Origin of the sequence: Rhizobium sp. SG_E_25_P2, from assembly GCF_029892285.1 — a bacterium.
Classification (GTDB): Bacteria; Pseudomonadota; Alphaproteobacteria; order Rhizobiales; family Rhizobiaceae; genus Rhizobium_E.
The window spans coordinates 23,535-48,978 of the sequence record NZ_JARXVM010000006.1 but is presented as its reverse complement, the minus strand read 5'-3'; the positions used below and the strand labels follow the sequence as shown (position 1 = coordinate 48,978).

The window sequence follows — 25,444 nt, the reverse complement described above, 5'->3', positions numbered from 1 at the left end:
AATTACGGGATAGGCGGATAGCCGCCTATCCCAATTTCATGATCAGCGCGCCGAGCGCGATCACGCCGCCGGCGATGTAGCGCCAGACGCTCGCTCTCTCCTTGAGAAAAACCACCGAAATCACCAGAGCGAACAGGATCGACGTCTCCCGCAGCGCCGCCACCGCCGCGATCGGCGCTTTTGTCATCGCGTACAGCGCCAAACCATAGGAGGCGACCGAACCCGCGCCGCCAAACAGTCCGCGCCGCCATGTGCGGCGGGCATGATCGACGACCGGCCGCACCCCGCGCACGAAAAAGGCGAAGGAAAACAGCAAAAGCGGCGGCAGAATGCAGATCCAGATCGTATAGGTGATCGGATCGCCGGCCACACGGGCGCCGAGGCCGTCGACATAGGTATAGGCAGCGATGACGAAAGCGTTGAGGATCGCCACGCCCGCCGCCTTCATATTGCCGCTTCGCGCCTCCGCCGCCAGCGTCAGCACGCCGGCTGAAATGGCGATCACACCGGCATACATCATCGGCGACAGCGTTTCGGCAAGGATGGAGCCGCTCGTCGTCGCCACGATCAATGGCGCGACCCCGCGCATCAAGGGATAGACGAGCCCGATATCGCCAAGCCTGTAGGCGGCGCCGACCAGTTGGTAATAGGTGAAATGGATGCAGATCGAAGCGAGAATATACGGCCACGCCTCCGGATGCGGCAGCGTCATCGGCAGAAAGGGCAGGGCGCAAAGCGAGGCGACCGAGGCGCCGAGCGCGATCATGCTGGAATCGAGCTGCTTGTCGGAACCGGATTTGACAAGGGCGTTCCAGGTCGCGTGAAAGGCCGCGCCGACCAGGACGAGAAAGACGACATCCAAAGGCATGATGGGGAAGGGTCCGGTGAGTCTTGTGACGATTTTAAGACACTATCCCTGACCTGCCTCAGGATAAAGCGGATTTGGCGCAAAATATTTAGCGCCAGAGGCGCGTCTTGCGCTTAAAGCGTGGCGCGATCTTTCAGATTCGCTCCTTTCGCTTTATCTCTTTGTTTTGTCACAGCCGTCGTCCCGAAACCGGCGCCAACGTTCGGGCGACATGCTTTAGAACCCCTTATGCTCTTTCAGGAATTCTTGCTCTTCTTCGCTGCTCTCGCGCCCAAGCGTCGCATTGCGATGCGGAAATCGGCCGAAACGCTCGATAATGTCTCGATGCTCACGGGCGAATTTCAGCGCATCCTCATTGTCGATCGCCTCGTAAAGCGCGACGCATGTCTGCTGGTGGCTGGGATCTTCGCTGTGCATCAGGGGAAGGTAGAAAAACTGCCGTTCGCGGTCGGGAAATTCCTGATCCCAGCCCTCCGTCAATGCCGTCATCGTCAGCGACAGCGCCTTGTGGTCCTGGCCGAAGGCGCGTGGCGTGCCGCGATGCAGGTTGCGCGACAACTGGTCTAGCAGGATGACCAGCGCCAGAGCGCCCCGGGGCGCCTGCATCCAGCCATCCAATTCGCCCGCGCAGGCCAGATCATGCAGGACGCCGAACCGGTTTTGGAGCTCCTGGTCAAAATCCGTCCCGCCATTGTACCATTTCGCCTCCATGCCGTCTGAAAACCAGAAGGCGAGAAGATCGTCGATGCGTGCGTCTTGCGTCATGACGTCTCTCAACTGTCGAGCATTTCGCGCACGGTGGTGGCGAGTTGCTTGAGCGAGAAGGGTTTTGGCAGGAAGCCGAACTTCGAGCCTTCCGGAAGGTTCCGCGCAAATGCGTCTTCGGCGAAGCCCGAGACGAACACGAACTTCATGTCGGGCCAGCGAAGCCGAATTTCCTTGAGCAATGTCGGGCCGTCCATTTCCGGCATCACCACGTCGGAGACGACGACGTCGATCTGGCCGTCCAGTTCGTCGAGGATCTCGAGCGCCTCGACGCCGGAGCCGGCCTCATGCACCGTATAGCCGCGCGTTTCCAGCATGCGCTTGCCGCCGCGGCGCACCGCTTCCTCGTCTTCGACGAGCAGGACGACGGCGGAGTTGCCGGTCAGGTCTGGCTCTTCCTGAGGCGGCGGGGGAGGCGCAGCCATGCTGGGCGCCGCCGCTGCGGTGTTGGAGTTGGCCGCCGATTCGGAGAGAGGAACGTCCTGTGGAATATGCCGCGGCAGAAAAATGTGGAAGATCGTGCCTTTGCCGACCTCGGACTCCGGAAACACATAGCCGCCCGATTGCTTGATGATGCCATAGACCATCGACAGGCCGAGGCCGGTGCCCTTACCCACATCCTTGGTGGTGAAGAAGGGCTCGAAGATCTTGTCCATGATATCGGGGGCAATGCCCGTGCCGGTGTCGACCACGTCGATCACCACGTAATCCTCGACCGGCAGGCCGCGGAAAGGCGCGACTGCCGCCTCGGAGGCCGGCATGTTGCGGGTGCGGATCGTCAGTATGCCGCCGCCGGGCATCGCATCGCGGGCATTGACCGACAGGTTGACCATCACCTGTTCGAACTGCGAAAGATCGGTTTTCACCGGCCAGAGATCGCGGCCATAGTCGATCTCCAGCTTCACGTTGGTGCCCGACAGCATGCGCGTGACCAGCATGCGCAGGTCGCCGATGGCGTCCGTGAGATTGATGACAGCGGGCCTGAGCGTCTGCTTGCGCGAGAATGCCAGAAGCTGGCGCACCAGCACGGCGGCGCGATTGGCGTTGCGCTTGATCTCCATGAGATCGGCGAAGGAGGAATCCGATTGCCGCGCCTGCAAGAGAAGGTGATCCGACGACAGCAGGATGGCGGTCAGCACATTGTTGAAGTCATGCGCGATGCCGCCGGCCAGCGTGCCGACCGCATTCATCTTCTGGGTCTGGGCCATCTGGGTTTCCAGCGCCCGCTGCTGGGTGGTTTCCACGGCGTAGACGATGGCCGCCTCTTCCGGCGCTTCGTCCGACTGGTCGATCACGGCGTTGACATAGAAGCGGAAATAGCGGCTCTCGTCGGCCGGATGGCGCGCATCGACGGGTTCGATATCGGCCTTGAAATCCTTGGCTGCCTGCAGCGCTGCGGCCAGTTTGTCGCGTTCGCTTTCCGCCACCACCGAGAACAGGTCCTGACCATCCTCGCCTTCGGGCGTTCTGAGGCCGGCGAACAGCTTCATGAACTGCGTGTTGGTGCGCAGAATCCGGCCTGCGCCATCGACCGAGGCGATCGCCATCGGCGTGTTGTTGAAGAAGCGGTTGAAGCGCTGGGCCGCCGACGAATCCTCGGATGACGCCTCGTCCTGCACGCGCTTGAGCACGATGGTGCGGCTTTCGCCCGGCGCGCCGTCCTTTGCGGACGAGACGCGATGAATAATGCGCACCGGCGCCGTGCGGCCATCGAGCTTGCGGAAATCGAGATCCAGCGTTTCAGTCCGGTTCTGGCCGGGTTCCGGATGAATGGTTTCCAGTCGCGTCAACCCTTCGCCGGCGCAGATGTCGCGGATCGACAGAGAACCGGGGCGGAACCGGGTGAGGTCGATATCCAGCCATTCGGCGAGCGTAGCGTTGAGATAGAGGATCTCGCCCTTGCGGCCGGCCGAAAAGAAGCCGGCGGGCGCATGATCGAGATAGTCGATGGCGTTCTGCAATTCGCGGAAAAATTTTTCCTGTTCGCCGCGTTCGCCGGTCGTATCGGCGATTTCCCACAGGAAGAAAGGGCCGCCGGGCTCGTCGGATATCTCGACGGGTCGTGCTTTCAGCCGATACCACCAGGCGGGTTCATTGTCGGAAACAGTCTGTCCGAGTGGCCGCGCCAGGCGGAAGTCCTCGTAACCCGATTTGCCTTCGACCAGGCCATTGGTCAGCCGGTAGACGGCTTCGGTGGATTCGCGGCTGCGCGACAGAAGATGTTCGATAGTGACGGGCCCCGCCGCCGGATCGGCGCCGGTCAGTCGTCCATAGGCGGCGTTGGCGTAGATGGCCCGGCCTTTGCGGTCGGTGATCAGAACGCCGTCCGGCATGGTGTCCAGAACGGCGCGCGACACTGTATCGGTTCGGTTTTGCGGCATCACCTCGACAAAACCGACGATGCTCGACACCAGGAAAAATATGCCGGCCATGGCGAGAACGCCGAGTATGCCGAGCACCATTTCGTTTTCCAACTGGTCCCGAAACCACACGAAAGCCGCCGCCGCGACCAGCAGCGCAAGCGCCAGCAGCACGAGGCGGAGCGCCGTACCCGGTCGCTGTCCGTTCACCACCACCGGCCTGTATGGGTCGGCCGTCCCGTTCGCTTTTGTCATCCAGTCCTCGATATACGCCCCGGCGGACCGGCCGAGCCTGACAGCGCATTGCGCCGACTCATGTTTATCAAGTTGAAACAGTTCCACAAAGCGCGCACAGGAGTAATTCACCACTCTATTGCATCAGTTGATTGACGCCAGCGCCGTTCTGCCTCGTCTCGGGGTTGGATAAGATGGGATTTGTCTTGCCAAGCCAGAAAAATGCCTTCAATGACCCTTAGTGATATGCTCTTGTCGACATATCTCGGACGAAAAAGGAAAGCATGATGCTGGATGGATTGGCGCCGGATCTCGCGCCGCGACTGGTGATCGCCATTGGCGGCGTCGCCATCGCACTCGTCGCATTCATTGTTGTTCTGATATTTCTCAAGAAGCGTAATTCGCCCTTGTTCATCAAGGGCGGCCGCGCTCGCGAGCATCGCCTGCATGTTCTCGACGCCGCCGCCGTGGACGCCAAGCGCCGGCTGGTGCTGATTCGCCGCGACGATACCGAGCATCTGATCATGATCGGTGGTCCCACCGATATCGTCATCGAAACCGGCATCATTCCCGGCCGCCCCTTGTCAGGCGAAATCGCGCAGATCCCAGCGCCGGCGCCCGTGGCGATCGCCGCAGAGCCAAGGCCCAATCCGCAGATCCCGCCGCCGCAGCCGCAGCCGCAGCGCCGCGTTGAGCCGCCGCGTCAGCCAGAGCCGCCACGCGTCGCGGCCCCCGCCGCTCAGGCGGAGCGACCGCGCGAGACGCCCAAGGCCACGCCAGCCGTTGCGCCGCCCGTTCCGCCAGCGCCGCAGGCCCAGTCGCGCCCTGCGCAGGCCGAACAGCCATCCGCAAGACCCGTCGAGCCGCGCATCTCCAATATGGGCGCGATGCTCTATGACGAGGGGCGTGAACCTTTCGCTGGCGCCAATGCTCCTTTGTCCTCCATGAGCGCCGCGCAAGCGCAGAAGGCGCAGCAGATATCGGCTCCCGCCACTGCCAGCCAGGCGGACGCTATCCTCGAACAGGCCCGGGGGCGCGTCTTGCAATCGAGCCCGGCGGCTGAAACGCCGGCGCGGCGTATTGAACAGCCTCGGGCGGACTTCTCGGCGAGCGATGCGAGGCTTGAGGCAATGCGCGCGGAAGCGGCAGCCAAGCTCGAAGCCGCCCGTCAGGCGCAAATTACGCCAGCGCCGCGACCGGCGCAGCCGGCCGCGCGCCCGCAGGCGGGCCTTCCGGCGCCGTCATCCAGCCAGGATCGACTGGCCTCGGATTTCGCCAGTTTTCTCGAAGCCGAACTCGAAGCGGGCGGCGTGCTGGCCGAAGGCTCTCGCGCCCCCGGCGCGCCACAAAGCCAGCCCGGCGGCGGCAGCGCCGAACAGGCGGTAAACCGCCGCCTCGGAGAGATCAACGTCAACAAGACCGACCCCGCCTGACAGCGCAAAGCACTGACGGGGGCGCGCTGTCCGGGGAGGGGATATGCCCAGCACGAAGACAAGACTGTTCGCGGCGCGGCTCAACGCGTTCAAGATGGACGCCGCGCGCTATTGGCCCGGAAAGAACCGCGTCACCACGGTCGATCTCATCGAGCGCGCCGCGACCGTGAAGGGTCTCAACGCCGCCGACCTTAATTATCCCGATCATTTCGCCGACACGCCCGCCGCTGAGCTCAAAGCGCGAATGGACGATCTCGGCATGACCCTGAATGGCGCCGCCATGCGCTATTACACCGATCCCGGTTTCAAACTCGGCGCCTTCACGCATCCCGACAAGACGGTTCGCCGCGCGGCGATCGACCTGACCAAGCGCGGCATCGATGCCGCGCGCGAGATGGGCGGCAGCCTGATGACGCTGTGGATGGGCCAGGACGGGTTCGACTATTCCTTCCAGGGCGATTACCGCCGGATGTGGGACGACACGATTGCGGCCCTTGTCGAAGTCTGCGGCCATGACGGCGCTTGCGATATCGCCATCGAATACAAGCCGAACGAGCCGCGTTGTTATGCGCTGATGCCGGATATCGGCACGACGCTGCTGGCGATCCGCGAGGCCGGCGCCGCCAATCTCGGCGTGACGCTGGATTTCGCCCATGTGCTGTTCGCCGACGAGATGCCGGCGCATGCCGCGAGCCTCGCTGCGCGGCATTCCCGCATTCTCGGCGTGCATCTCAATGACGGCTATGGCAAACGCGACGACGGGCTGATGATCGGAACCGTGCATCCGGTGCAGACCGTCGAACTGCTGATCGAACTGTCTCGCATCGGCTATGACAAGGCCATCTATTTCGACACCTTCCCCGATCATGGCGGGCAGGATCCCGTCGAGGAATGCCGCACCAATATTCTGGCGGCCAACATGATGTTCGACATCGCCGAGCGACTGCGTTCTCACGCAGGTCTTGCGGACGCGATCGCGCGTCAGGATGCGGCGATCAGCCAGCGGATCATCATGCAGGAGCTTTACGGGCCGGGCCGCGGCTCCTGATTGCGCGCGCCACGGCGGCGGCTTGACCGATGTCAATGCGCCGTCCCGAAATCGGACGGATGATCGTCCCCATTACATTTTGTTATTGGGGGACGCTATGAACATGCCACTTGCCGCCCATGCGGTTATCGACACAGTCGCAACCTGGTGGCGCGACCGCATGCAGATTTCGGCTGAACTGGAAGAGATCGGCCGTCTCAGCTATGAGGATCTCGAAGAGGTCGCCAGCGACTGCGGCATGACCGCTTTGCAGCTGGTCGACGTCATCAAGGCCGGACCGCATGGCTCGGATGAAATGCTAGCGCTGATGAAGGCGCTGAATATCGACCCGGACGCGGTGCGCGAATTCAATCCCCGCAATTTTCGCGAAATGCAGGTGGCCTGCGCCCGTTGCGGTTCAAAAAGCGAGTGTCGTTCGCATCTCGCCGACGGCTCAATCGCCGGACAATATCGCGATTACTGCGAAAATGCCGATGTCATGAACGCCCTGCGCGCGCAGCCGATGATGCTGTCGGAATAAGCCCGCTTCGCAACGGAGCCCATCAGCCGATCAGCCGGGGATATTCGATCGCCGGGCATCGATCCATGATCACGGTCACGCCTTCGGACTCCGCCTTCTCTGCGGCCATGTCGTCGCGCACCGACAACTGGCCCCAGATGGCTTTCGGTCTGGGATCGAGGGCGAGAGCCTCGTCGATGACGCCAGCCAGTTGATCGGCGGCCCGGAACACATCGACCATATCGATGGCCTCAGGGATGTCTGCGAGGCGGGCATAAACGGGCTGTCCGAGAATTTCTCCTCCCGCATGGCCCGGGTTCACGGGAATGACGCGGTAGCCTTTCTCGATCAGGAAGCTCATGACGCCGAAACTGGGTCGCGCCGGATTGGCGGACGCGCCCACCACCGCGATCGTGTTTACGGAACCAAGCACATCCCGGATGGTTTTCGGATCGTAAGAATCGTGGTTCATGCCCGCTCCTCCGGATGTCGACGTTATGTCAGGACATAGGAGCCGGGATTGAAGGAGAAAAGACCATGCGCGCAACTATTGTCGCCGCTCTCTTGATTTTGCCCACATCGGCGCTGGCCGATCCGGTGCGGGTGAACGCGCTTGAGCATAGCTGCCGGAGCCTGCAAAGGATCGTGGCAGAGAATGGCGCGGCGATCATCCGCTATCCCTCGCGCAATAAGCCCGGGCTCACGCTGTATGATCGCTATATCAGCAATGTCACGTCTTGCGGCAACCGCCAGATGGTCGAGACAATGAGTATTCCGGCCGCCGATACGCAGCGCTGCCGCGTGCGCCATTGCGTGCCGTCGGATTGCGATCCGGGCGAGCCATTCTGCTTCTGAGAGCTGCCTCCTCTCAGGCGTCGAGGATGAGATGGCCTTCGGCGTCCATCGTGACGAAAGGATTGTAGGCCACTTCCCAGAGATGTCCGTCCGGGTCGGCGAAATAGCCGGAATAGCCGCCCCAGAACACTTTTTCCGGCGCCTTGACCGAGGTCGCGCCACAGGACAGCGCAAATTTATAGACGGCGTCGACGCCGCGTTCGCTGGTGACATTGTGGGCCAGCGTGACGCCGGAAAATCCCGGCGCGGAATTCTCGACATGGGCGTCTTCGGCCAGCGATTGCCGCGAAAACAGCGCTAGCACCACGCCCTTCAACTGGATGAAAGTGATGGCGTCCTGGCTGGCCTCGGCCTTGGCCCAGCCGAGCTTTTCATAGAAGGCGGTGGACCGCGCGACATCGTTCACGCCCAAGGTGATAAGGGAAATCCGGTGGTCGAGAGACATGCTGGCTCCGCTTGTTCGTGAAATGTTCCTTATCTGTACGCGAGCTTCAGCAAAGCGTCAACAAAGCTTCAATTTTTCTGATTGATCGATTGTGGCCGTGCGGTGGGCGAGGCAGCCGCACTTTGGCGCGGCTGCGTGAGAAGGGGGCCGTTCAGTCGTTCAGCGCCAGCGCGATGCGGGCGGCGAGGCGGGCATTGTTTTCCACCAGGGCGATATTGGTCTCCAGGCTGCGGCCCTCGGTGATGTCGAAAATGCTCGACAGCAGATAGGGCGTCACCGCCTTGCCGGCGATGCCATCGGCGTCGGCATTCTCCAGTGCGCGATGGATGTAGATCTCCATCTCCTCGCGCTCGATCTCCTTCTCTTCCGGCACCGGGTTGCCGATCAGCAATCCGCCATGGATGCCGAGTTCGTCGCGCATCTTCTGAAAGCGCGCAATCGCCGCAGGGCTGTCGAGGCGCAGCGGGCTCTTGAGGCCAGAACGGCGCGACCAGAAGGCCGGGAATTCGTCTTGCCCATAGGTGACCACCGGAACGCCCTTGGTTTCCAGGACTTCCAGCGTCTTCGGAACATCGAGTATGGCCTTGGCGCCGGCGCAGACGACGATCACGCCGGTGCGGGACAATTCTTCCAGATCCGCCGAAATATCGAATGTTTCCTCGGCTTTGCGATGCACGCCGCCGATACCGCCGGTGGCGAACACCTTGATGCCGGCGCCGGCCGCCGAGATCATCGTGGCGGCCACGGTGGTGGCGCCGGTGCGGCCTTCCGCCATGGCGAAAGCCAGATCGGCGCGCGACAGCTTCATCGCGTCCGGCGTCTGGGCGAGCTGTTCGAGTTCCTGCTCGTCGAGACCGACATGCAGCACGCCATTGAGAACGGCGATGGTTGCGGGAACCGCGCCTTCAGCGCGAATGATCGCCTCGACGCTGCGGGCCATGGCGAGATTGCCGGGATAGGGCATGCCATGGGTGATGATGGTGGATTCGAGCGCGACGAGCGCCCGGCCCTCGGACTTGGCGACGGCGACCTCCGCCGAATAGGTGATCGGGAGCTTGTGGCTGGACATGGGCGTTCCTGACTGGTTTCTAAAAGGGAGTTACAACAATATTTCCGCTTCCGGCACAAGGGCGAGGGTGGAGGCGAGCAACGCCCTGCTCAATTGTTCGGAGGCCGCCATCTCGCTTTCGAGCGCGATGCGCGCCGATGCGGTCGCGGATTTGAGGCAGTTCTCCAGGGCAGCCCCTGAGAGTGCGGCGTCAAGGAAACCCGCCGCGAAACCATCGCCCGCGCCTGTCACATCGCCGATCGAGACTAGGGCGGGGGGCGCAAGACAGGCGTTCCTTCCACCCATCCAGGCCACCGCCTCCTGCCCGCCGCGGGTGATCGCGCCACCCTTGAGCCCAAGCGCGGTCATCACCTCCGGCCAACGCCTGAAATCGTCGATCTCATGGCCTGACAGGGCTTTGGCTTCGGCCTCGTTCATGAACAAAAAATCGAGATCGGCGAGCGCATTTGATAAGCGGAGGACTTTAGCCGGCGAAATGCCGATCGCCGCTACCGGCTTTCCGAGCCGTTTTCCTGTTGCGGCGATGACATCCAGCGTCTCCTCCGGCAGGTTGGCGTCGGTGATGACAGCGTCGGCGGCTTGAAATGCGTCGCGCACTGCCCGAACCGACAGGCGGCGCGGCGAAAACAGTCGGTAAAGCTCCATATCAGCCATCGCGATCACCAGATTGCCGTCGCGCTCCAAAATGGCGGTATAACTCGGCGTGCGCCGGTCGAGAAAGGTGAAGGGGCGGTCGATGACGCCGGCGGCTTCCGCCGCAATCGCCACGGCGTCGCCTTCCGCATCGCCGCCGCGCGGCGAGATCAGCGTCACCTGATGGCCGAGTCTCGCGAGGTTGCGCGCCGCATTGAATACGCCGCCGCCGGCCTCTTGCCGCCAGGAGCCGGGATTGGACGCGCCAGGCGCGGTATCGCCTGAAATCCGGCCCCGCCGATCGATATGGGCGCCGCCCAGCGCCAGAATGGAAGTCATCCGCATCACCTTGTTTTTCGAATCATCTTAGCCGGGAGGCTGGCCTCGCCGCAAGCGCGACATCTGCGGGAAGCCCTTGATAAATCCCGTGAAAACAAAAAAAGAACACAGGTGTAAAAACTATTTTTCTTCAGGTGGTTGACGCCATCTTGAATATATAGAACAAAGCGTGTACATACACTGCATTGCTTCGCCAGCCCGGATAACCTAAAGGTGGATGACATGGCCCAGAACACATTGCGACTCGTAGAGGAAAAATCAGTGGATAAAAGCAAGGCACTGGACGCGGCCCTGTCCCAGATCGAGCGAGCCTTCGGCAAGGGCTCGATCATGCGCCTGGGCTCGAACGAAAATGTCGTCGAGATCGAAACCGTGTCCACAGGCTCGCTGAGCCTTGATATCGCGCTTGGCATTGGCGGTCTTCCCAAGGGCCGCATCGTCGAGATCTATGGGCCGGAAAGCTCTGGTAAGACGACGCTGGCGCTGCAGACTATTGCTGAAGCGCAGAAAAAGGGCGGCATTTGCGCCTTCGTCGACGCCGAGCATGCGCTCGATCCCGTCTATGCCCGCAAACTGGGCGTCGATCTCGAAAACCTGCTGATTTCGCAACCCGACACCGGCGAACAGGCGCTGGAAATCACCGACACGCTGGTGCGCTCGGGCGCGATCGACGTGCTGGTGGTCGACTCGGTCGCGGCGCTGACGCCGCGTGCGGAAATCGAAGGTGAAATGGGCGATAGCCTGCCAGGTCTGCAGGCCCGTCTGATGAGCCAGGCGCTGCGCAAGCTGACCGCCTCGATCTCGCGCTCGAACTGCATGGTCATCTTCATCAACCAGATCCGCATGAAGATCGGCGTGATGTTCGGCTCGCCCGAAACCACCACCGGCGGCAATGCGCTGAAATTCTACGCCTCCGTGCGCCTCGACATCAGGCGCATTGGCTCGGTTAAGGAGCGCGACGAGGTCGTCGGCAACCAGACCCGCGTCAAGGTGGTCAAGAATAAGATGGCCCCGCCCTTCAAGCAGGTCGAATTCGACATCATGTATGGCGAAGGCGTGTCCAAGACCGGCGAACTGGTCGATCTCGGCGTCAAGGCCGGCATTGTCGAAAAGTCGGGCGCCTGGTTCTCCTATAACAGCCAACGTCTCGGCCAGGGCCGTGAAAACGCCAAGGGTTTCCTGCGCGACAATCCCGATCTCGCCCGCGAAATCGAGCTGTCTTTGCGTCAGAATGCCGGGTTGATCGCCGACCGTTTCCTGGAGAATGGCGGGCCGGAGCCGGGCGAGAGCGACGACGCGCTGGAAGCCTGATCGTCCAAGTTTTTCAATTCGTCGACCGGCGTCGGGACATCTCCCGGCGCCGGTCTTGTTTTTCTGGACATGAGCTAGGTCGGGCGATAAAAGCCGGTGACCAAAAATCGGCCGGCAAGACCGGGCATACAAGCGCAAAGGGCATAAAATGAGTGGCGTGAACGAAATCCGCTCCGCATTTCTGGATTATTTCCGCAGGAACGGCCACGAAATCGTGTCGTCGTCTCCGCTGGTGCCCCGCAACGATCCGACGCTGATGTTCACCAATGCCGGCATGGTGCAGTTCAAGAACGTCTTCACCGGCCTGGAATCGCGCCCTTATTCGACGGCGGCAACCGCGCAGAAATGCGTGCGCGCCGGCGGCAAGCACAACGACCTCGACAATGTCGGCTACACCGCCCGCCACCACACCTTCTTTGAAATGCTCGGCAATTTTTCGTTTGGCGACTATTTCAAGGAGCGCGCCATCGAGCTCGCCTGGAACCTGATCACCAAGGAATATGGCATCGACGCCAAACGCCTGCTGGTCACGGTCTACCACACCGACGACGAAGCCTTCGGCTTGTGGAAGAAGATCGCCGGTCTGTCGGATGATCGCATCATCCGCATTCCCACCTCCGACAATTTCTGGGCGATGGGCGATACCGGCCCCTGCGGTCCGTGCTCGGAAATCTTCTATGACCATGGCGACCATATCTGGGGCGGCCCTCCCGGCTCCGCCGATGAAGACGGCGACCGTTTCATCGAGATCTGGAATCTCGTCTTCATGCAATATGAGCAGGTGACCAAGGAAGAGCGCGTCAATCTTCCGCGTCCGTCGATCGACACCGGCATGGGCCTCGAGCGCATCTCCGCGCTGCTGCAGGGCAAGCACGACAATTACGACACAGATCTGTTCCGCGCGCTGATCGAGGCCTCGATGCAGGCGACGGGGACCGATGACAAGGATGAGCGCCGCGCCAGCCATCGCGTGATCGCAGATCACCTGCGCTCCACCGCCTTCCTGATCGCCGACGGCGTGCTGCCGATGAACGAAGGCCGCGGCTATGTGCTCCGCCGCATCATGCGCCGCGCCATGCGTCACGGCCAGTTGCTCGGCGCCCGTGATCCCTTGATGTACAAGCTCGTTCCGGCGCTGGTGAAGGAAATGGGCGCCGCCTATCCGGAGCTCGTCCGCGCCGAGGCGCTGATCACCGAGACGTTGAAGCTTGAAGAAACCCGTTTCCGCAAGACGCTGGAGCGTGGCCTCGGCCTGCTCAACGACGCGGTGTCCGGTCTGGGCGATGGTTCGGAGCTCGATGGCGAGACCGCGTTCAAACTCTACGACACCTATGGTTTCCCGCTCGACCTGACCCAGGACGCATTGCGCCAGAAGAATATCGGCGTCGACACAGACGGTTTCTCAAAGGCCATGGCGCGGCAGAAAGCGGAAGCGCGCGCCAACTGGTCTGGATCCGGTGATCTGGCCACCGAAACCGTGTGGTTCGAAATCAAGGAAGAAATGGGCGCGACTGAATTCCTCGGCTATGACGCCGAGCGCGCCGAAGGCGTGGTTCAGGCGCTGGTGCGCGATGGCGCTCGCATCGAGGCGGCCTCTGCAGGCGAAAGCGTGCAGATCGTTGTCAACCAGACGCCGTTTTATGGCGAATCCGGCGGCCAGATGGGCGATGCCGGCGAAATCATCTTCGAAGGCGGCAAGGCTGTTGTTTCCGAGACGCTGAAGAAGGGCGACGGGCTGTTCGTTCATTACGCCACGATTGAAAGCGGCGTCTTGAAGCCCGGCGCTGCAGTTGTGCTTGAAGTGGATCATGCCCGCCGCGGCCGGCTGCGCTCCAACCATTCCGCCACCCACCTCATCCATGAGGCGCTGCGCGAGGTGTTGGGCACGCATGTGGCGCAGAAGGGCTCGCTGGTCGCGCCCGAGCGCCTGCGTTTCGACGTTTCGCATCCCAAGCCGATGAGCGCCGAAGAAATTCGCGTCGTCGAGACGATGGCCAATGAGATCGTCGTGCAAAACGCGCCGGTTACCACCCGTCTGATGAGCGTGGACGACGCCATTGCCGAGGGCGCGATGGCGCTGTTCGGCGAAAAGTATGGCGAGGAAGTTCGCGTCGTCGCCATGGGCACTGCCAAGCGCGGTGAAAAGGCGGGCAAGCCTTATTCGGTTGAACTTTGCGGCGGCACGCATGTGCGCGAAACCGGCGACATCGGCCTGATCCGCATTCTCTCTGACACCGCCGTCGGCGCAGGCGTGCGTCGTATCGAGGCGCTCACCGGCGAGGCGGCGCGTGATTACCTGTCGCAGCAGGATGAGCGGGTCAAGCAGATCGCCGGCGTGCTGAAAACCCAGCCGGACGATATCATCGCTCGAATCGAACAGCTGATGGACGAGCGCAAAAAACTGGAGCGCGAGCTCTCCGACGCCAAGAAGAAGCTTGCCCTTGGCGGTGGAGCGGGCGGCGGCGATGGCCTGCGCGAGGTCAACGGCGTCAAGTTCCTCGGACGGGTCGTCACCGGCGTCGAACCGAAGGATCTCAAGAGCCTCGCCGACGAAGGCAAGAAGACGGCCGGATCCGGCGTCGTCGTGTTCATCGGCGTCTCTGAAGACGGCAAGGCGAGCGCCGTCGTGGCGGTGACCGAGGACATGGTGTCCCGTTTCAGTGCAGTCGATCTGGTGCGCGTCGCCTCCCAGGCGTTGGGCGGCAAAGGCGGCGGCGGCCGTGCCGATATGGCGCAGGCTGGCGGCCCGGATGGCGATAAGGCCGAGGCGGCGTTGGAGGCCGTGGCGGCCGCGCTCGCATGAATTGATTAACCATTCTTGGCGAATAAGGGGCCGGTGCAATGCGTCGGCCCCATTGCTTTTGCGGCGATGCGGAAAATTCCCCGTTTTTTAAGGCTTTTGGATCTAGCTAGCGGCAGAGATCAACCAAAGAGGCTCCGCCTTTGTTGAACCTGCCAACAATGATGCTCTGCACCGGCCTGATGACTTTGTCGGTGTCGATTATCCTGACTTACGCGCTGTTTTATGAACGGCGCGAAAAAGCGCTCGTCTGGTGGTGCGCGGCGATGTGGTGCGTCTGCGTCGGCTGCTTCCTGTTGATGTTTCGCGCCTGGGAAAGCACGTTCTGGTTCTCCATCGTTCTCGGAAATGCCGCCATTATTCTTGGTTATGGCTTTGTCTGGGCCGGCTTTGCTCAATTCCACGGCCATCCAGTGCGTCCGGCCTTCGTGCCGGTGGGCGCGTTGATTTGGGTGGTCGTCTGCTGCGCCTCCGATGAATTCCGAAACGACTTCAATTCCCGCACCATGGTCATTTCCGCAATCGGCGCGGTCTATTCCGGGTTTTGCGCGCAACTTGCCTATGCGATCCACAAGGAAGAGCGACTGCCGTCGGCGCTGTTCACTTTCGGCGTCTATTTCGTCCACTGTATCACCTTCATGGTGCGGGTTGTTCTTTGCTATCTGTTGCCGATCGAAGGGGCCATGAATCCGGTCGCTGGCGGCTGGTTGTCGCTGATGATGCTGGAAGCCTTCGTGCAAGGGGCTTTCAGCACTTTCATCTTCGTGTTGCTGGTGCGCGAACGTTCGGAGCGCCGCTATCGGCTCGCTGCTGAAATCGACGGATTGACCGGCGCCGCCACCCGCCGGCATTTCGTCGAAAATGCGAACGCCGTGCTGGCCGCCAAACCCAAAGCCGCCTGTCTGGCGGTGCTAGACCTGGACTATTTCAAAAGGGTCAACGACACGTTCGGTCATCTGGCGGGGGACGCCGTGTTGCGGGCTTTTGGCGCGCATGTCGAAAAGCGGCTGGAGCCCGGCATGTTGTTGGGGCGCATGGGCGGCGAAGAATTCGCCTTGCTGATGCCGGATATGGATCAGCAGCGCGCTAAGGACTATCTTGAGCGGTTGCGGGCTTCCGTGGAGGCCATGACCACCCAATTCAACGGCAATGGCTTGAAAGTCACCACCAGCATCGGGTTGGCGGCCACCGAAGAGGTCGGCTATCTGTTCGACCATCTCCTGGCGGGCGCCGATCACGCGCTGTATGTCAGCAAGGAGCAGGGACGCAATGCGGTATCCGCCTTCACGCCGGCGATGCAGCTTCGCGCCGTGCTGGAGGATGATGGCAGCCAGACGCGTGTGAGTTTGCGCAAGAAGCGCGTCAGTCGCGTGTCCGTGCGCGCGAAGATGGCGCGCGACAGAGCGTGACGCCCCATTACGCCTGACCTTGGTTGGCGTTGGCAAGCGTAAAGGCGGCTTCGACGGAGGGGGCAAACGCGATCAGCGGCGGCGCCGCGTGATGGGCGCGGAGAATGGCTTCCACATCTGCGCGCGCCCCGGCGATGATCACCCTTACGCCGCGTCTGTTGGCCTTGCGCGCCATGCCTTCGATGACATTGGCGGCGGTTGAATCGATATAGGCGGCAGCGGCGACATCGAGGATGAATATTTTCGCCCCGTCGGATATACGGTCAAGCACGGCGCCCATCGAGGCGGCCGCGCCGAAGAAGAACACGCCTTCCAGCCTGTAGGCGATGATATCGGGATTGTCTGACGGCAGCGGCGCATCCTCATCCTCTGGCGTTTTGGGTCCCTGTTCGGCGATCGCCACGCGCGCCTGCTTGCTCATGCGGTCAATGAACAGCACGGAGCCGATCAGGAAGCCGGCGAGAATTCCTTCTGTCAGATCCCGGAACACCACGAGCAGAAACGTGACCGTCAACACCAGCGCGTCGCCGAGCGAAGAGCGGAGAAGCGCGACGACCGCAGGCTTCTCGATCATGTTCCAGGCGACGGAGGCCAGCACTCCGGCCAGCGCCGCCAGCGGAATATAGGCGGCGAGCGGCGCGAGCATCGCCATGAAACCAAGCAGAAACAGCGCATGCGCCATGCCGGCGATCGGACTTGTCGCGCCGGCCCGCACATTGGTGGCGGTGCGCGCGATCGTGCCGGTGACGCAGAAGCCGCCAAAAAGTGCCGAACCGATATTGGCGACGCCCTGACCCACCAATTCTATGTTCGATCTGTGTCTGCGTCCGGTCATGCCATCCGCCACGACGGCCGACAAAAGCGATTCGATGGCGCCCAGCAGGGCGAAGGAGGCGGCGTCCGGCAATACGGCGAGGATTTTGTCGAGCGCCAGATTGGGCAGGGCAGGCGCAGGCAGGTTGCGGGGAATGCCCCCGAAGCGCGAACCGATAGTGGCGATGGGAAGATCGAACGCGTAGCCGATCAGCGTAGCGGCGGCCACGGCAATCAGCAGATTGGGCGCGCGGGGCGCCAGACGTTTCAAGAGCGCGATCGCAGCGATGACGCCGAGCGAGATCGCCATGGCGGCGCCATTCACCGCGTCGCTGGCGGCGCCAAACGCTGCGAACTTGCCGAGGATGTCGCCGGGTTCGGGCCCAGCCAGCGTCAGGCCGAGAAGATCCTTCACCTGGCTCGCGAAAATGATCACCGCGATGCCGGCGGTAAAGCCGATTGTGACGGGGTAGGGGATGTATTTGACGAAGCCGCCAAGCCGCAGCCAGCCGGCCGCGATCAGCATCAGGCCGGAAAGGGCGGTGGCGAGGATCAAGCCATCGACGCCATGGCGCGCGGCAGTGGCTGCGACCAGCACGATGAAGGCGCCGGCGGGACCGCCGATCTGGTGGCGACTGCCGGAGAGAGCCGAGACGAGAAAGCCGCCGGCCACCGCTGTATAGAGCCCCATGGCGGGCGTGACGCCCGAAGCGATGGCGATGGCCATGGAGAGCGGCAGGGCCACGATCGCCACCGTAAGGCCCGCGATCAGGTCGGCGCGCAACCGGTCGACGCCATAGCCCTCCTGAAACATGCTCCATAGTTTGGGGGCGAAAACTTCACCATCCGTCCGCATGTCCACCGTCTCCCCGCGCCATTCCGAACGGTTGAGACTGTGCGCCTGCTGAATGGGCTGCGGCAATGACGAAGATCAAGTTTGGGCGCGGGAGACGCGTCAATTCATCCGCAAGCGCGGCACATCCGGGGTGGAAAGCGCCGCGAGCGACGGCTTGGAGAAGAAATAGCCCTGCATCAGCGTCACGCCAAGATCAGCCAGCACCCGATACTCTTCTACAGTCTCGACGCCTTCGCAGACCGGCGTCACGCCGAGATCGCGCAGCATGGCGAGCGTGTGGGAGACGATCTTGCGCCGCTGGCCGTCCTTGTCGATTCCGCGGATCAGATCCATGTCGAGTTTGACGATATCGGGCTGAAACTCGGCAAGAAGCCCCAGGCCGGCAAAGCCTGCGCCGAAATCGTCGATCGCCGTCTTGAAGCCCATGGCGCGATAGGCGTTGAGAATGTTGAGCAGATGGCCGGTGTCGAGGCGCTCCGCTTCGGTGAACTCGAAAATGATGTTTTCGATCGGGAAGGTCGCCCGCTTCGCCGCCGCCAGCGTTTGCCGGATGCAGGCCGAGGGTTCGTAGACGGCGTTGGGCAGAAAGTTGATCGACAGCAGCGCGCCGGTATTCGCAAGGCCAAGACCTGCGGCGAGATCAATCGCCTTGACGCGGCAGAGCTGGTCGAAGGCGTAGCGATTGTCGTCGTTCAAGCTGGACAGGACAACGCCGGCGCTTTCGCCGCTTTCGCCGCGCACCAGCGCTTCATGCGCGAAAACACGACCGGCGCCGGTATCCACGATCGGCTGGAAGGCCATGGTGATGGCGATTGGAAAATTCGCACCGCTGGCGCAGGCCGAGCACTGTGTCTTGTCGTTCATTCTCTTCCTCTAAATCCGCACGGCCATCAGCGTCGGCGCGGGCCTAATAAAGCATGAACGTTGTTAAGGTTTCGTCTGCGTCGTGTATTCGGCGCGCGCCGCCAGAGCGGAACGCGCCGAATCTGTGGTTCATATCTTGATCTTGAAGATGTCGATCGGCGCGCCGCGGGGATCGGAAGCCTCTTCCGGCAGGCCCATGTCGCGCCGCATCCTGTCGCTCAGGTTCATGAGCGCGATATCGACGGCGTTTTTGCGTCTGCGCCGCTCGCGCGCCGCCAGCCACACGGCCAGAATGATGCGCAGGGGATGGTGCTTTTCGATCAGCGCTGCGGCAATCCGATCGATGTTGCTTTCGTCCAGGGGTTGTCTTGCAATCATGGTTCATCAGCCCGCCGCTCCGCGCGGGGGTCCTCGCAATGGGGCGCGGACAGCGGACGGCGCATATCGGCGGACAAAGCCGAGATGCGGCGTTGCGAAGCGCCGAAATGGATTTAAGTTAGGGAAATGCTGGAATCCGGCCTCAAAGGGCGCAGAAAAACGACGGTCGTTTATTCATCATGCCTGAGCGCACGAAACCAGCGAATGCGTAATGCACGACAGAAAATCTATTCATCACGCCCTCCTGCGCTGGTGTTGACCTGCCGAGACTGTCTCACGGCTTTTTGAATCTGGCAAGCGGGCGCAATCGGCAATTGCGCAAAAGAGGCGCCGATGTTGCCTGGGCGCCACAGGCCGTCAAACAGCGAGACCGAAGCCTTGCAGCAGGCGACGGGTGGAAAAATCTAGTTTTCCGGAGGTGAACACGGCGCGATCATGATGGGTGTCAGGATGCAGGTGATGCAACACCGGAACCAGCCGCCGCGCCTGCCGCGCGATCGCCTCTGCTGGATCGAGCCAATCCACCGGCCAGGGCGCCAGCTTGCGGAAGAGATTGGCCATGAAGGGGTAATGGGTGCAGGCGAGCACCACGATATCCGTCTTGCGGCCCTCCTTCTCCTGGAAGCAGTGGCTGATCTCGGCTGTGACCGCCTCGGGATCGAGCGTCTCGCCGCGAATATAAGCCTCGGCCATCCGGGCGAGATGCTCGGAGCCGACCAGGCGCACATCGCATTGGCTGGCGAAGGACTGGATGAGATCGCGTGTATAGGCGCGCTTCACCGTGCCGGGCGTGGCGAGCACCGAGACAAGACCGGAACGCGTGCGTTCGGCCGCAGGCTTGATGGCCGGCACGGTGCCGACAAATGTATGGTCGGGGAAGGCGGCGCGCAGGTCCGCGCCGGCTAGCGTAAAGGCGGTGTTGCAGGCGATCACGGAGATTTCGGGCTTGTATTCAGCGATAATGTTCTTGAACAAATCGAGAAGCCGCGCCTTCAACTCCGGTTCACCCCAGCCACCATAGGGAAAGCCCGCGTCATCGGCGACATAGATGAAATTGCGCTCAGGCATCAGCACCCGCAGTTCCCTGAGCACGGTCAGACCGCCGATGCCGGAGTCGAAAACAAGGATCGGCCTGTCCAGTTCAGTCATCGCTGTCGTCCGGTTTGCCGGCGCCGCGCGGTTTCTTGCGGCTGAACCGGTCGAGAGAGGATACCACGCCCCTGAGCACCTTGATCTCTTCCGATGTCAAAGCGCGGCGGGACCACACGGCGCGGAGATTCTCCACCATTCTCGGCTTTTTGGCGGCGGGGCGGAAATATCCGCGCGAATCCAGCGCCTCCTCGATATGTTCGTGGAAGCCGAACAATTCTTCCTTGGTGGCGGGCGTCTGCTCGACCGCCGTAAACAGCGTCTCGTCCTCGCTTGCCATCCGCGTCTTCATCCACTCGTAAGACATCAGCAACACGGCCTGGGCGATGTTGAGCGAGGCGAAGGCGGGATTGACTGGGAAGGTGACGACTTCGTCGGCCAGCGCGACTTCCTCATTGGATAGTCCGGATTTTTCTCGCCCATAGAGCACGCCGACCTTTTCGCCGGCGTCATATTTCGCCCTGAGCGTCTTTGAGGCGACGATGGGCGAGCGGACCGGCTTGAAGCCGTCGCGCATGCGGGCGGTGGTGGCGTAGACGAAGTTGAGGTCGGCGATCGCCTCTTCCAGCGTGTCGAACACCTGAACGGCGTCGATGACGTGATCGGCCTTGGAGGCGGCGGCGCGCGCCTTCTCACTCGGCCAGCCGTCGCGCGGATTGACCAGCCGCAATTCGGACAGGCCGAAATTGGCCATGGCGCGGGCGACCATGCCGATGTTTTCGCCGAGTTGCGGTTCGACGAGCACGACCACCGGGCCGCCCGTGAGGAGTTCGAGTTCAGAATTTGTGCCGGACATGCCTGTAACCTGGGAAATTTCTCAGGCGAATAGCGCGTTTCCGCAAGCGAGTCATGCGCTTTCCAACCTTCGCGTTATTCGGGCTGGCTGAGAATGATTTTCGGCTTGTCGTTGGCGGGTGGGGTTGTCTGGCTTTCGTCCGGCTGCGGCGCTTCGGGGCCGACATCCTGTCCATTCTTGGCGATATCGAGCATTTCCGTCATCAGCGAATCGAGCTTGCCCTCGTCATCCTTGCGCCTGATGTCGTCGATCACGGGCTTGCCGTTCTCGGTGATCATCGAGAAATGCACTTCGTTGACGCTGTTCTTGTCGACCGAGCCGTCATCGACGCAGGTCCACAGCTTGAAGGTGACCGTGACGTCGGTCACGCCATTGGCGTCTGTGCCGGGCGCGATCGCCACATCCTTGAGCGGGCAGCCGTCCTGGCCGTTGGTGATCACGTCATAGCCGAAAGGACCGCTGGCGTCGTCATAGATCGGAAACTTCGCCGCCGCGCGATAGGCGTGGGCAAAACGCTTGCTGTAGAGCGTGTCGAGCCGCGAGGCGTCGAAATAGTCCTGCCCTTGGACCTTGGGATCGTCGCTCCACAGTCCCTCGGCCAGATCCATCAAGTTTTTGACGGGATCAGCGGCGGTCTGGGCAAGGGCGGATGTCGCCAGTGGAAACAGCAGAAACAGGGCGCAGGCGACTTTTCTCACAGACATGGCGATCATCCCGAAGGGTTGGCGGCGAGAGACGAGCCTCTGCTGCAGAATATTGGGCTCCAATGCCGGGTCGTGACCCGCAATGAATGCCTCACGCTTCTATCGTGATTCTGGCTGGAGACTGCGGCCAATTTGGGATCGGTGGGCGTATCGGCCTACTGCTGCGTCTCCCAATAATCCAGCACCTCTCTCACGCTGGCCTCGACCTTGTCGCCGGCCAGATGCTGGATGTCGTCGATCTTGTAAGCGCCGTCTTCCAGAGTTGTGACGAAGCGCACGCGCGACACCTGCGCCCTGGCGGCCTCGTCGCTGCCGTCGAAACACCACATCATCCGATAACTGGCATCGACGAGGATATGGGACGCGTCCTGTTTCTTCGTCTCGAAGGAAACATCCTTGGGATCGCAGCCGTCCTGCCCGCCGAGAACCACGTCCCAATCAAACATCGGCTCCTCAAATGCGCGCGCCGCATAAGTTTGGGACGCAGAGCGATAGAGGCGGGTGAAGCTCTTGGTGTAGAGGCGCTTCAGACGGCTCTTGCTGAAATAGTTATCGTCAGCTGCAGCGGCCTTCTGCTCGGGCGTCGTCGCGTCGTCCGCGCTGCTCGCCGCCCACATCAATTCTCGGGGTCCGATGATGGCCTTGTCCGATGACGCGGAGGTTGTCTCGGCCAGAGCGGAAAGCGGGGCGGCCAGCATCATCGCCGCGATCAAAAGTTTCAGCATGGTGTCGCCTCCAGTTACAGCGCGGGATGGACGTCGATCGAGTGGCGGCCCCTGCCGGCGCCGCGTCGCACATCGCCAAATGTTTACTTCGCCAGTTCGGTCAGGTCGCCCTTTACCGACGAGATCACCTTGTCGCCGTCGAGATGCACGATGTCGTCGATCTTGAACACCCCGTCTTCCAGGATCGTCACGAAATTCACCGTGGTCACCCGCTTGTCGTCGCCGGGGTTGCCGAAGCAATAGGAGGCGCGAAACCGGGCAACGACATACACATAGATGAAATGCGGATCCATCGTCTCGACCGTCAGGTCCTTGAACGGGCAACTGTCCTGACCGCCCACGATCGGGTCGGCGCCGAGCAGGTAGCCGCCATTCTCGCCGGCCTCCTGTTTGGTCCAGGCGGCGCGGTAGGCATTGACGAAACTCTGTGTGTACAAGCGCGCAAGACGCTTTTCGCTGAAATAGTCGGAATCCTGCTCGTCAGGCTTCTTCGTCGCCGCAATATCCTCCGAGGAGCCGGCCGCCGCTTCGAGCAATTCCTTCGGACCGGCTGACGCCTTTTTCGGCGTAAAGACGGCGGCGGTTGTCACCGCGTTGAATTCGTCGCTGACGGAGATGACTTCGTTGCCCTTTACCGTGCGGAAGATCTCGTCGATTTTGTAGACGCCGTCATACTCGCCCATCATGAACAGCACCTGCATCAGCATATTCTGCTTGGGATTGCCCTTGAGGCAGGTGAAAGGCTTGAATTCGACAAAGACCGGGATGAAATCCACTTCCGGCTTCTTCTGCGTGATTTTCAGACCTTTCAAGGGGCAGCCGTCATTGGAGCCGGTGAGCATGTCGTAGCCCAGCACGGTGTCCTTGTTCTGCCGCGACGCGTGGCCGACAGCCTCCTCGATGACGCTCGCCATGCTTGGCGCATAGAGCCTGCTCATGCGGTCTTCGCTGGTATAGTCCTCGTCGCCGCCTTCCTCCGACCAGTTGATCGTTGCGGCCTTCATCAGTTCGCGGACGGGGCCGGTGACGTCGACGGCAAAAGCCGGCGAAGCTGCGCCGACGAGTAGGGCGGCGAGTATGACTTTGAACATGGTTTTCCCCCTTCGAGACATCCAGTTTTCATCAGATTCGAAGCAGAGCGACGGGCGGGGGTCAACGGGGCGGGCCGCTATTCATAGTTCAAGGCGCCCTGACTGGTTTCGGATGGCCCCGTTAAAGGGCGTAGGAATTTCGTCGAATTCGGCGCTTCCTGTTTGCCTCGCGCGCGGCGGGTGTTATAGGCATTTGCATTCACAGCCGAACGTCGCCGGCTGCCCCCGGCGATGACACCAAGAGGACGAATTCATGAAGAAGATCAAGGTAGCCAATCCAGTCGCCGATCTCGACGGCGATGAGATGACTCGCATCATCTGGCAGCTTATCAAGGACAAGCTGATCCATCCCTATCTTGATCTCGATATCGATTACTTTGACCTCTCGGTCGAAAACCGCGACGCCACCAACGACCAGGTGACGGTCGACGCCGCAAACGCCATCAACAAGTATGGCGTCGGCATCAAATGCGCGACGATCACGCCCGACGAAGCCCGCGTCAAGGAATTCAACCTCAAGCAGATGTGGAAGAGCCCGAACGGCACGATCCGCAACATTCTCGGCGGCGTGATCTTCCGCGAGCCGATCATCTGCAAGAATGTGCCGCGCCTGGTTCCGGGCTGGACGCAGCCGATCGTCGTCGGCCGTCACGCTTTCGGCGACCAGTATCGCGCCACCGATTTCAAATTCCCCGGCAAGGGCAAGCTGACCATCAAGTTCGTCGGCGAAGACGGCCAGGTGATCGAGAAGGAAGTGTTCGACGCTCCGGGCGCCGGCGTCGCCATGGCGATGTACAATCTTGACGATTCGATCCGCGATTTCGCCCGCGCTTCGCTGAACTATGGCCTGATGCGCAAGTGGCCGGTCTACCTGTCGACCAAGAACACCATCCTGAAGGCCTATGACGGCCGCTTCAAGGATATCTTCGAGGAAGTCTATCAGAACGAGTTCAAGGCGCAGTTCGACGAACTGAAGATCACCTATGAGCACCGCCTGATCGACGACATGGTGGCGTCCGCGCTGAAGTGGTCCGGCGGTTATGTCTGGGCCTGCAAGAACTATGACGGCGACGTGCAGTCGGACATCGTGGCGCAGGGCTTTGGCTCGCTCGGTCTGATGACCTCGGTTCTGCTGAGCCCCGATGGCAAGACCGTCGAAGCCGAAGCCGCCCACGGCACCGTGACCCGTCACTACCGCCAGCACCAGAAGGGTCAGGAAACCTCGACCAACTCGATCGCCTCGATCTTCGCCTGGACCCGCGGCCTCGCCCATCGCGCCAAGCTCGACGACAACGCCGAACTCGCCAAGTTCTGCGACACGCTCGAAAAGGTTTGCGTCGCCACCGTCGAAGCCGGCTTCATGACCAAGGATCTGGCGCTGCTGATCGGTCCGGATCAGCCCTGGCTCTCCACCACCGGCTTCCTCGACAAGATCGACGAGAACCTGCAGAAGGCCATGGCCGCCTGAGGTCATAGACTTTGTTGAAATGAGCGGGCCCGGCGTCAATCGACGTCGGGCCTTTTCCTTAGCTGAGATGGGAATGGATCTGCCGCATGGCGCGCGTGATGGTGATTCTGATGGCGCATTATTTCGCCTGTCTGGCGGCGTTCTCGTGCGGTTATTTCTTGCTGACGGGATTGAATGTACTCGAGGGCTCTCAAGAACCTAGAGCATTGTTGGGCATTTTCAGCCCCATGATGCTTCTCGGAGCCCTGTTCGTGGCAGGTGGGCAATTCATCCCGATTTGCCTGATCGTTCTCGTCGCCGAATGGCGGTCTTTCCGGGGCGCGCGATACTACCTCGTCTCGGGCCTCGCGCTCGGTCTCCTGGCCTCGATCGCCGGCATTCAATATGGCAAGGCGAGTGGCGAGGACCTGCTTGGTGTCGTGGCGCTGATCTATGTCGTGAGTGGAATAGTCTGGGGGCTGATCTACTGGCGGATGGCCGGCAGAACCGCCGGCGCCTGGCGCGATGCGCTGCCGCCGGAAACCTGACGGCG

24 protein-coding genes are annotated in these 25,444 nt (G+C 61.7%); 9 read left to right on the top strand and 15 right to left on the bottom strand.

What is annotated here, in order from left to right; translation table 11 throughout:
* Nucleotides 1-25: 25 nt before the first annotated feature.
* From M2360_RS10355 to M2360_RS10345, 3 genes are all read right to left on the bottom strand, one after another.
* Entirely contained in the window at nucleotides 26-868 is an 843-nt protein-coding gene (locus M2360_RS10355) for a DMT family transporter (RefSeq protein WP_280775036.1), read from the bottom strand.
* Nucleotides 869-1,084: 216 nt separating this feature from the next.
* Entirely contained in the window at nucleotides 1,085-1,633 is a 549-nt protein-coding gene (locus M2360_RS10350) for a DUF924 family protein (protein ID WP_280775034.1), read from the bottom strand.
* A gap of 8 nt (nucleotides 1,634-1,641) precedes the next feature.
* Nucleotides 1,642-4,248: a PAS domain-containing sensor histidine kinase gene (locus M2360_RS10345; protein WP_280775032.1), complete on the bottom strand. Its 2,607-nt coding sequence runs from the start codon at nucleotides 4,246-4,248 to the stop codon at nucleotides 1,642-1,644.
* Nucleotides 4,249-4,514: 266 nt separating this feature from the next.
* On the opposite strand from M2360_RS10345, the gene M2360_RS10340 reads away from it, so the two are divergent.
* From M2360_RS10340 to M2360_RS10330, 3 genes are all read left to right on the top strand, one after another.
* Nucleotides 4,515-5,660: a flagellar biosynthetic protein FliO gene (locus tag M2360_RS10340; protein ID WP_280775030.1), complete on the top strand. Its 1,146-nt coding sequence runs from the start codon at nucleotides 4,515-4,517 to the stop codon at nucleotides 5,658-5,660.
* A 94-nt stretch (nucleotides 5,661-5,754) separates the two neighbouring features.
* Entirely contained in the window at nucleotides 5,755-6,708 is a 954-nt protein-coding gene (locus M2360_RS10335) for a TIM barrel protein (RefSeq protein ID WP_280775236.1), read from the top strand.
* A gap of 97 nt (nucleotides 6,709-6,805) precedes the next feature.
* Nucleotides 6,806-7,228, top strand: a complete 423-nt coding sequence (locus M2360_RS10330) for a DUF6455 family protein (protein WP_280775029.1) — start codon at nucleotides 6,806-6,808, stop codon at nucleotides 7,226-7,228.
* Between the two features lie 22 nt (nucleotides 7,229-7,250).
* On the opposite strand, the gene M2360_RS10325 is transcribed toward M2360_RS10330, so the two are convergent.
* Complete coding sequence (locus tag M2360_RS10325; RefSeq protein WP_280775027.1) at nucleotides 7,251-7,679, bottom strand: CoA-binding protein; 429 nt, start codon at nucleotides 7,677-7,679, stop codon at nucleotides 7,251-7,253.
* Between the two features lie 65 nt (nucleotides 7,680-7,744).
* Here M2360_RS10325 and M2360_RS10320 point away from each other — a divergent pair, with 65 nt between their 5' ends.
* The gene (locus M2360_RS10320; protein WP_280775025.1) at nucleotides 7,745-8,062 is read left to right on the top strand and encodes a hypothetical protein; all 318 of its coding nucleotides are present in this window, start codon (nucleotides 7,745-7,747) and stop codon (nucleotides 8,060-8,062) included.
* Between the two features lie 13 nt (nucleotides 8,063-8,075).
* On the opposite strand, the gene M2360_RS10315 is transcribed toward M2360_RS10320, so the two are convergent.
* The 3 genes from M2360_RS10315 to M2360_RS10305 form a co-directional block, all read right to left on the bottom strand.
* Complete coding sequence (locus M2360_RS10315) at nucleotides 8,076-8,507, bottom strand: VOC family protein (protein WP_280775023.1); 432 nt, start codon at nucleotides 8,505-8,507, stop codon at nucleotides 8,076-8,078.
* A gap of 151 nt (nucleotides 8,508-8,658) precedes the next feature.
* Nucleotides 8,659-9,576: a pseudouridine-5'-phosphate glycosidase gene (locus tag M2360_RS10310; RefSeq protein ID WP_280775021.1), complete on the bottom strand. Its 918-nt coding sequence runs from the start codon at nucleotides 9,574-9,576 to the stop codon at nucleotides 8,659-8,661.
* A 30-nt stretch (nucleotides 9,577-9,606) separates the two neighbouring features.
* Nucleotides 9,607-10,548, bottom strand: coding sequence for a carbohydrate kinase family protein (locus M2360_RS10305; RefSeq protein WP_280775020.1), 942 nt, complete (start codon nucleotides 10,546-10,548; stop codon nucleotides 9,607-9,609).
* A 222-nt stretch (nucleotides 10,549-10,770) separates the two neighbouring features.
* Between M2360_RS10305 and recA the strand changes: the two genes are divergently transcribed.
* From recA to M2360_RS10290, 3 genes are all read left to right on the top strand, one after another.
* On the top strand, nucleotides 10,771-11,859 hold the full coding sequence (recA, locus tag M2360_RS10300; RefSeq protein WP_280775018.1) for a recombinase RecA: 1,089 nt from the start codon (nucleotides 10,771-10,773) through the stop codon (nucleotides 11,857-11,859).
* Nucleotides 11,860-12,007: 148 nt separating this feature from the next.
* Nucleotides 12,008-14,662, top strand: a complete 2,655-nt coding sequence (alaS, locus tag M2360_RS10295) for an alanine--tRNA ligase (protein WP_280775014.1) — start codon at nucleotides 12,008-12,010, stop codon at nucleotides 14,660-14,662.
* A gap of 143 nt (nucleotides 14,663-14,805) precedes the next feature.
* Nucleotides 14,806-16,068, top strand: coding sequence for a GGDEF domain-containing protein (locus M2360_RS10290; protein ID WP_280775012.1), 1,263 nt, complete (start codon nucleotides 14,806-14,808; stop codon nucleotides 16,066-16,068).
* Between the two features lie 7 nt (nucleotides 16,069-16,075).
* Here M2360_RS10290 and M2360_RS10285 read toward each other — a convergent pair whose 3' ends face one another.
* The 8 genes from M2360_RS10285 to M2360_RS10250 form a co-directional block, all read right to left on the bottom strand.
* Nucleotides 16,076-17,737: a SulP family inorganic anion transporter gene (locus M2360_RS10285; RefSeq protein WP_280775010.1), complete on the bottom strand. Its 1,662-nt coding sequence runs from the start codon at nucleotides 17,735-17,737 to the stop codon at nucleotides 16,076-16,078.
* Between the two features lie 99 nt (nucleotides 17,738-17,836).
* Complete coding sequence (locus M2360_RS10280; RefSeq protein ID WP_280775008.1) at nucleotides 17,837-18,601, bottom strand: EAL domain-containing protein; 765 nt, start codon at nucleotides 18,599-18,601, stop codon at nucleotides 17,837-17,839.
* 129 nt (nucleotides 18,602-18,730) lie between these two features.
* On the bottom strand, nucleotides 18,731-18,979 hold the full coding sequence (locus M2360_RS10275; RefSeq protein WP_280775006.1) for a hypothetical protein: 249 nt from the start codon (nucleotides 18,977-18,979) through the stop codon (nucleotides 18,731-18,733).
* A gap of 357 nt (nucleotides 18,980-19,336) precedes the next feature.
* Complete coding sequence (murI, locus tag M2360_RS10270) at nucleotides 19,337-20,128, bottom strand: glutamate racemase (RefSeq protein WP_280775004.1); 792 nt, start codon at nucleotides 20,126-20,128, stop codon at nucleotides 19,337-19,339.
* Nucleotides 20,121-20,924: an RNA methyltransferase gene (locus tag M2360_RS10265; protein ID WP_280775002.1), complete on the bottom strand. Its 804-nt coding sequence runs from the start codon at nucleotides 20,922-20,924 to the stop codon at nucleotides 20,121-20,123. The genes murI and M2360_RS10265 overlap by 8 nt, the downstream gene beginning before the upstream one ends.
* A gap of 74 nt (nucleotides 20,925-20,998) precedes the next feature.
* Nucleotides 20,999-21,628, bottom strand: coding sequence for a hypothetical protein (locus tag M2360_RS10260; RefSeq protein WP_280775000.1), 630 nt, complete (start codon nucleotides 21,626-21,628; stop codon nucleotides 20,999-21,001).
* A 155-nt stretch (nucleotides 21,629-21,783) separates the two neighbouring features.
* Nucleotides 21,784-22,353: a hypothetical protein gene (locus tag M2360_RS10255; protein WP_280774998.1), complete on the bottom strand. Its 570-nt coding sequence runs from the start codon at nucleotides 22,351-22,353 to the stop codon at nucleotides 21,784-21,786.
* A gap of 83 nt (nucleotides 22,354-22,436) precedes the next feature.
* Nucleotides 22,437-23,444 (bottom strand): hypothetical protein, encoded by a 1,008-nt coding sequence (locus tag M2360_RS10250; protein WP_280774996.1) that lies wholly within the window; start codon nucleotides 23,442-23,444, stop codon nucleotides 22,437-22,439.
* 253 nt (nucleotides 23,445-23,697) lie between these two features.
* On the opposite strand from M2360_RS10250, the gene M2360_RS10245 reads away from it, so the two are divergent.
* A complete protein-coding gene (locus tag M2360_RS10245; RefSeq protein ID WP_280774994.1) occupies nucleotides 23,698-24,912 on the top strand; it encodes an NADP-dependent isocitrate dehydrogenase in 1,215 nt (404 codons plus the stop codon).
* An 86-nt stretch (nucleotides 24,913-24,998) separates the two neighbouring features.
* On the top strand, nucleotides 24,999-25,439 hold the full coding sequence (locus tag M2360_RS10240) for a hypothetical protein (protein WP_280774992.1): 441 nt from the start codon (nucleotides 24,999-25,001) through the stop codon (nucleotides 25,437-25,439).
* Nucleotides 25,440-25,444 lie beyond the last annotated feature (5 nt).